The 5,988-nt window shown below is 59.8% G+C and carries 6 protein-coding genes; 1 reads left to right on the top strand and 5 read right to left on the bottom strand.

Translation table 11 applies throughout. From position 1 onward, the window contains the following. Positions 1-193 (top strand): H-NS family nucleoid-associated regulatory protein (locus tag ACFFAR_RS22340; RefSeq protein ID WP_375508490.1); only part of this gene is annotated, 193 nt, incomplete at its 5' end. A 94-nt stretch (positions 194-287) separates the two neighbouring features. Here ACFFAR_RS22340 and ACFFAR_RS22335 read toward each other — a convergent pair. The 5 genes from ACFFAR_RS22335 to ACFFAR_RS22315 all read right to left on the bottom strand — a co-directional run. Then, the gene (locus ACFFAR_RS22335; RefSeq protein WP_375508489.1) at positions 288-593 is read right to left on the bottom strand and encodes a hypothetical protein; all 306 of its coding nucleotides are present in this window, start codon (positions 591-593) and stop codon (positions 288-290) included. Between the two features lie 117 nt (positions 594-710). Beyond that, complete coding sequence (locus tag ACFFAR_RS22330; RefSeq protein ID WP_083637493.1) at positions 711-995, bottom strand: hypothetical protein; 285 nt, start codon at positions 993-995, stop codon at positions 711-713. Between the two features lie 174 nt (positions 996-1,169). After that, entirely contained in the window at positions 1,170-1,520 is a 351-nt protein-coding gene (locus tag ACFFAR_RS22325; RefSeq protein WP_375508488.1) for a copper-binding protein, read from the bottom strand. Continuing rightward, positions 1,517-4,693 carry an efflux RND transporter permease subunit gene (locus ACFFAR_RS22320; RefSeq protein WP_375508487.1) on the bottom strand — a complete coding sequence of 1,059 codons (3,177 nt, stop codon included), beginning with the start codon at positions 4,691-4,693 and terminating at the stop codon, positions 1,517-1,519. The genes ACFFAR_RS22325 and ACFFAR_RS22320 overlap by 4 nt, the downstream gene beginning before the upstream one ends. Further along, positions 4,690-5,988: efflux RND transporter periplasmic adaptor subunit (locus ACFFAR_RS22315; RefSeq protein ID WP_375508486.1), on the bottom strand; the 1,299-nt coding region annotated here is incomplete at its 5' end. The genes ACFFAR_RS22320 and ACFFAR_RS22315, both read right to left, overlap by 4 nt.

The following is a 5,988-nucleotide window of genomic DNA, read 5'->3' as shown; positions in this document are numbered from 1 at the left end:
AGCAAAACCCAAGGCAACGCGATCCGTCAAAGCGAAATCCGCAAGCAATGGCAAGCTGCCCGCGAAGTATCGTGATCCCAAGACTGGCGCTACGTGGAGCGGATGGGCTCGGCCACCCGCCTGGATCAAGGACGTAAAGGATCGGACGAAGTATTTGATTGATAGCAGTGCTGGAAACGGCACGGAAGGCTAAGCGGCGGACAAAAGCTTCTGGAACCTGGTCAAAAGCTTCTGACGCACGGGAGCGGCAGTATTGAATAAAAAAAGCCGCTCAAGCTGACCCGTCTTTACCGATGCCCACCACCGCCGCCGTGGCCTCCGCCGCCGCCATGACCGCCACCGGACCATTGGCCACCGTGGCCGCCATATCCGCCGCCGTGCCCATGGCCACCCCAGTAACCGCCATGACCACGGTCGTAATGACCGCCGCCCCATCCGCCGCCGATATAAACGCTGCTATATGCAGGCGCGTAGCCGTAATAACCAGGCGCGGCGTAGCCTGGACCGTAAGGCTGGCCATATCCGTAACCCGGCGCGACAACGCAGCCGCCGAGCGAAGCCAGACAAAGTGCTAATGCAATTGACTTGAGCATGTGATCGTCTCCCGTACTTATTAAATAGGAACCGAATACCGTTGCTTAGTTCAAGCGCAATTGTGTCCTTGGATTACGATACCGAGCCGGTTGCCGGGGAATGACCCCCGTATTGCGTTACTGCACGGTCTTGGAAGCGCCCGGAGCGTTGTTAGGCGCCATGGCGTCCATGCTCGTGCTTTTGTCCATGGTTGGGTTTTGCGCAGTACTGGACGTGACACTATTGGTGCTCGATACCGGATCGCCCCAGTGCGTCATTCCCGCCGTCGCCGCTCCATGCGCATTTCCGCCGCCGGTACCGCCCTGACCGTTGCCGCCACCTTGTGCGAATACCACAGCCGAAGCACACAGCGAAGCCACCGAAACGCCCGCCACCACAACTCTCAGCATTGCCTTTTTCATGGATGTTCCCCTTAAGGCGCGAGTGCGAAATTGCGTCGCGTCAGAGCTATATACGTGGCTTACAGGACGCTGGATGCAGCGTGGGAATTTGAAGTTTCATTTCGGATTGGCATGACTCGCGCAAAGGCAAAAATAAATCGCGCTGCAAGAGCGCGATTTATCGTCCAACATGAGTTATTGCTTTTGCATCGTCACGATCGTCATGGTGCCGCTCACGTCTTCAACGCGCACCTTCACTTTTTCGCCCTCGTGCGCCTGCTTGAGCATTGCAGCGTCTTTCGCCTTGAACGCCATCGTCATGGCCGGCATGCCGACGTTTTGCAATGCGCCGTGCTTGAGCGTGACCATGCCAGACGCGGTATCGACTTTCTTGATTTCCGCATCGGTCAACGCGCCTTTGGTCGACGCAGCCGGACTCGTCATTGCCCCGTTCATTTTCATGCCGGCCATGTCGTCGGCAAGAACCGATTGTGAGACGGCGAGCGCAGCACTGAGTGCCATCGTTAGACAAACAAGCTTCTTCATTTGATTTCTCCAGATTGAGTAGAAGGCACCAACGTGCCAAGGGGATGCCGCAACTGCCGGCGCTTCACGAGCAACCATGCAGCGGGAATGACGAACATGGACAAGAGCGGCGCTGTGACCATGCCGCCGACCATGGGTGCAGCAATGCGCTGCATGACTTCCGAGCCCGCGCCGTGGCCGAGCATGATGGGGATCAGCCCTGCAAGGACGACGGCAACGGTCATTGCCTTGGGCCGGACGCGCAGCACCGCGCCTTCGCGGATGGCATCGATCAGAAGCGCCTCGGTCATCACAACTCCGCCATGAAGCCGATGATCGAGCGCCCGCTTGAGATACAGCAGCATCACCACACCAAACTCGGCGGCGACCCCGGCGAGCGCGATAAAACCCACAGCCGTCGCGACGGAAACCGCATGACCCAGAGCCCATATCAGCCAGAACCCGCCGACCAGCGCAAATGGCACCGTCGACATCAGCAGCAACGCATCAGCAGCGGAATTAAAAGTCAGGAACAGCAGCACGAAGATGATCACGAGCGTGACGGGAATCACCGTGCGAAGTTTCGCCGATGCACGCTCCAGATATTCGAACTGTCCCGACCACGCGATCGAATAACCGGGCGGCAACACGACCTTTTCGGCGACAGCGCGCTGCATTGCCGTCACTGCGGATTGCAGATCGGTATCCCGGATATCGACGTACACATAGCCCGCAAGCCGCGCATTCTCGCTGCGAATCATGGGCGGCCCGTCGGCGATCTTCAGCGCCGCGACATCGCCGAGCATGATTTGCGCGCCGCGCTCTGTGACAATGGGAAGCCGTCGCAAGTTCTCCAGTGAATCGCGAACCTCGCGCGGATAGCGGACGTTGATAGGGAAGCGCTGCCGGCCGTCAATCACCTCGCCCACATTTTCCCCACCCACCGCCGATGACACCACCGACTGGATATCGGCAATCGCAAGGCCGTATCGCGCAGCCTTGAGGCGGTCGATATCCACATCGATATAACGACCGCCGTTCAGACGCTCGGCGAGCGCGGACGACACGCCCGGCACCGTCTTCACGGTCGCCTCGACTTGGGTTGCGAGCCTGTCGATCACGCCGAGATCGCCGCCCGATATCTTTACGCCGACCGGCGTCTTGATACCCGTCGACAACATGTCCAGCCGGTTGCGAATAGGCGGCACCCATACGTTCGATAATCCCGGCACCTTCACCGTCTTGTCGAGCTCATCGACGAGTTTTTCCGGCGTCATTCCCGCGCGCCATTGATCGCGCGGCTTGAACTGGATCGTGGTCTCGAACATTTCGAGCGGCGCGGGATCGGTCGCGGTATCGGCGCGTCCCGACTTGCCGAACACCGTTGCAACCTCGGGCACGGTCTTGATCAGGCGATCCGTTTGCTGCAATAACTCGGACGCTTTTTCCGCCGATATCCCCGGCAACGCGGTGGGCATGTAAAGCAGATCGCCTTCATCGAGCGGCGGCAAGAATTCCCCGCCTAAGCGCGAGACTGGAATCGCCGTCAGCCCAAGCGCGATCACCGCAAGCGCGATCGCAACCCACGGACGACGCAACGTTGCCTCAAGCAACGGCCGATACAAACGAATCAACACGCGGTTGATCGGGTTCGCGTCCTCGTGCGGAATGCGGCCGCGCACGAGATATCCCATCAGCACTGGAACCAGCGTGACCGACAACAACGCCGCCGCTGCGATGGTGTACGTCTTCGTGAACGCCAGCGGCGAAAACAGCTTCCCCTCCTGGCCTTCGAGCGAGAACACGGGAATGAACGACATCGTGATGATCAGCAGCGAAAAGAACAACGCGGGCCCGACTTCTGCCGCCGATGCCGCGATCAGTTCCCATCGCTGCGATGCGGTGATCGGCCGATCCGGATGGGCGTGCTCATGCGCTTCGAGATGCTTGTGGGCGTTTTCGATCATCACGATGGCGGCATCGATCATCGCGCCAATCGCGATGGCAATGCCGCCGAGGGACATCAGGTTGGCATTGACCCCCTGATAACGCATCACAATGAACGCAGCCAAAACACCCAGCGGCAGCGAAAGAATCGCTACAAAAGCGCTGCGCAAATGGAACAGGAACAGCGCGCAGACCAGCCCGACGATCACGAACTCTTCGATCAGCTTGTCGCGCAGGTTATCGACGGCACGTTCTATCAGCTTCGATCGGTCGTAAGTCGTGACCACTTCGACGCCTGCCGGTAACGACTTCCTGAGCGTATCGAGTTTCGCCTTGACGGCGTCGATCGTGGTCAGCGCATTCTTGCCGGAACGCATCACGATCACGCCGCCCGCGACCTCCCCTTCACCGTTCAATTCAGCAATGCCGCGACGCATCTCCGGTCCGATCTGGATCCGCGCGACGTCGCCAAGCAATACGGGCGTGCCCGAATCACTGGTGCGCAGCACGACGTTGCGGAAGTCATCGAGCGAATGAAGATAGCCTGATGAACGCACCATGTATTCGGATTCGGCCAGCTCGATCACAGACCCGCCCGATTCCTGATTGGCTTTTTTCAGCGCGTCGGTGACGGTCTCTTGCGTGATGCCATAAGCGCGAAGTTTGTCGGGGTCGAGCACGACTTGATACTGACGCACCATCCCGCCAATCGATGCCACCTCCGACACGTCCGGCACCGCCTTCAGCTCGAACTTGAGGAACCAGTCGTTGAGCGCGCGAAGCTGACCGAGATCGTGCTTGCCGGTTTTATCGATGAGCGCGTATTCGTACACCCAGCCTACGCCGGTTGCATCGGGTCCCAGCGAAACCGTCGCACCTTGTGGAAGCCGGCTTTGCACCTGGTTCAGGTATTCGAGAACGCGTGAACGCGCCCAATATTGATCGGTCTTGTCGTCGAAGAGGACGTACACGAACGCATCACCAAACGACGAATACGCGCGAATCGTCTTCGCGCCCGGCACCCCGAGCAACGTCGTGGTCAGCGGATACGTCACCTGGTCTTCGACCACTTGCGGCGCCTTGCCGGGATACGACGCCTTTATGATGACCTGGGTATCGGACAGATCGGGCAGCGCGTCGAGCGGCGTCTGCGTGACCGAATACATGCCCCAGCTCGTGATCAGAAGCGTCGCTAGCAGGACCAGGAAGCGGTTCGTGATCGACCATCGAATCAGTCGTTCGATCATTTTCCGGCCTCCATGCGATCCACCTTGGTGAGCTGGTAGCCATCGTCGGATTGCCTGAACGCGAAGTGCACGGTCTCGCCGGGTTTGACATCGGCGAACGCGATGGGCGACGGTTTGCCGAAGCTCATGGTCATCGCGCCCCATCCCAATGCAGCTACGGGCTGATGCGACAACGTGATGTCGTGGCCAGTCACGGCTTCGACCTTGCCGGTGGTTTCGTAGGTTTGAACCGCAGGCGCAAGCCTTGGCAAAACCGACTTCAAGCTCGCCTCGGAATCGATCAGGAACTGGCCCGATGCGACGACTTCCTCGCCTTCGTTCAAGCCGTTGAGCACTTCGGTATCGCCGCCGGTATCGATCCCCATTGTGACCGTGACGGGTTGCAGACGGCCATCGCCTTGCTTGACGATCACGACTGAGCGCTTCCCTGTTGTGATAACCGATTCCGAAGGCACGACAAGCCGCGACGCCTTGGTTGCGCCGCCAATGCGCGCGCGCATCAACATGCCGGGGGTGAGCTTCAGGTCTTTGTTGTCGATCGAAAGGCGCGCCTGCAAGGTGCGGCTTCCTGCAGTGATGCCGGGCAGGATCTCGCGGATGTGACCGGTGAAATGCTGCGCGGCATCGCCCGCGAACACGGCATCCACGCTCATGCCGGGTTTTACTTGCAGCGCCATTGCTTCCGGCACTTCCACCACGAGCCACAGCGGATTCAAACCCGCGATCTTGGCGAGCGTCTGGCCGGGTGCGACCATCGCGCCATCGCGTACGTCGAGTTCGCTCACCACGCCATTCGACGGCGCCGTCAACGTGACGTGCGTCTGTGCTTTGCCGGTGCGATCGAGGCTCGCGACCACGCCATCGGGAATCGACAACGCCCGCATGCGTGCACGCGATGCCGCGAGCATCGAATCGTCCATGCCGCTGCGTTTCAACGCCAGATATTCCTCTTGCGGCGCGAGCCAGTCAGGAACGAACAGCGACGCAACCGGCGCGCCCTTGCTGATGCGCTGCATCGGCGCGTTCGCATACAACCGGTCGATGTAACCCGTCACGCGCGACTGAATGACGTCGGCGAGGGATTCATCGAACTGCGTTGTTCCTACTGCATCGAAGTTCGTCGATACATCGACTCGGCGAGCGGTGGCGTATCGAATGCCAAGGTTTTGCTGAAGGCCCGAATCGATCTTGATGCCTGTCGAAGCACCGCCTTCGTCCGCGAAAACAGGCTCTAGCTGCATGTCCATGAAGGGGGACTTGCCGGGTTTATCGAAGTGCTGGTTCGGCGACATCGG

It is taken from the genome of uncultured Caballeronia sp., assembly GCF_964243625.1.
Classification (GTDB): domain Bacteria; phylum Pseudomonadota; class Gammaproteobacteria; order Burkholderiales; family Burkholderiaceae; genus Caballeronia.
The sequence above is the reverse complement of the archived record's forward strand: the minus strand, read 5'-3'. Positions and strand labels throughout refer to the sequence as shown.